This window comes from Moorena sp. SIO4E2 (genome assembly GCF_010671945.1).
In the GTDB taxonomy this organism is placed as follows: domain Bacteria; phylum Cyanobacteriota; class Cyanobacteriia; order Cyanobacteriales; family Coleofasciculaceae; genus Moorena; species Moorena producens.
Genome location: NZ_JAAHIE010001427.1, coordinates 1 through 1041 on the forward strand (window position 1 = coordinate 1; position 1041 = coordinate 1041).

1 protein-coding gene and 1 pseudogene are annotated in these 1041 nt (G+C 40.7%); one reads left to right on the top strand and one right to left on the bottom strand.

What is annotated here, in order from left to right:
* A pseudogene (locus F6K37_RS44210) lies at window positions 1–205 on the top strand (type II toxin-antitoxin system HicB family antitoxin); the annotation flags it as partial.
* A 221-nt stretch (window positions 206–426) separates the two neighbouring features.
* Here the strand turns inward: F6K37_RS44210 and F6K37_RS44215 are convergent.
* Window positions 427–606 carry a hypothetical protein gene (locus F6K37_RS44215; protein WP_287257457.1) on the bottom strand — a complete coding sequence of 60 codons (180 nt, stop codon included), beginning with the start codon at window positions 604–606 and terminating at the stop codon, window positions 427–429.
* Between the last annotated feature and the right edge of the window lie 435 nt (window positions 607–1041).

A 1041-nucleotide genomic window follows, 5' to 3' on the forward strand; every position in this document is an offset into this window, starting at 1 on the left:
ATATCAAATGATAATTCAATGGTCAGAATAAGATAATTGTTTTTTAGTTGGTTTTCCCGACTTCCCCGGACAACAATGGCGGACTCATGGCGATACTTATGAAGAAGCGGTTAATAATGGAACTGAAGCTTTAGAATCTTTGGTAATAGCCTATCAAGAAACAGGTGAAAATATTCCCGAACCAACTATCAATACAGCAGCCTAGTTAGTGCGATCTGCTAGTAATGCAACTCACTGTATACTTATTCTCTGCTCCCTGCTCCCTGCTCCCTGCTCCCTGCTCCCTGCTCCCTGCTCCCTAAAAACATTTAGCTCACTTAATTTAAAACCGCTATATAGTCATTTTGTAGTTATCGACTTATTACGAATAATACGATTAAATAAACTTAAATAATCATCTAATTATTCATAGCCATCCAATTCTTTTTATTCCTTGTCCGTGAGAGCAGCTTCTTTTTGTTTGGTGAGTAATCTTTCAATTCGTTCAATCACTAAACTAGAAGCACGAAAAATTGGCACTCCTTCGACTAAATCGATACTGACAGCGCCATCGAGGGGTAAACTTCTAGGTAGGTTTTCTATTTTGATAGGTAAATTTATTGTCATCGACTATATATAGCGTATCAGCTTATGTGCTACGCACACGCGTGCGCGTTCAGCTTAAGCGCTACGCGCACGCGTGCGCGTTCAGCCTTTGGCCTTGGCCAAGGACTTTTCTGAAGACTTTCAATTCTCATTAATCTATCAATATTAAATTTGCCTGTTTTCCCATTGTTCATTGGGGCACCCTAAGGGAACGGCTCACGCTACGGAAGGTTGATTTTAAGCTGACTGCTGACAGTTGACGGCTGAATGCTTACATAGCGATTACCACTCATCCCTTAGATTCCTTTGCATAGCTACCGCATCTCCCCCAAAGGTTAATCGCCCCACCAAATCAGAAAAATCATAGTTTAATTCCTGCTTCTCAACTGATGAAACTGGATCTAAAACAAGGACAACGTTAACCTCAACTGCCCTTAACTGGGTTGGAATATTAAG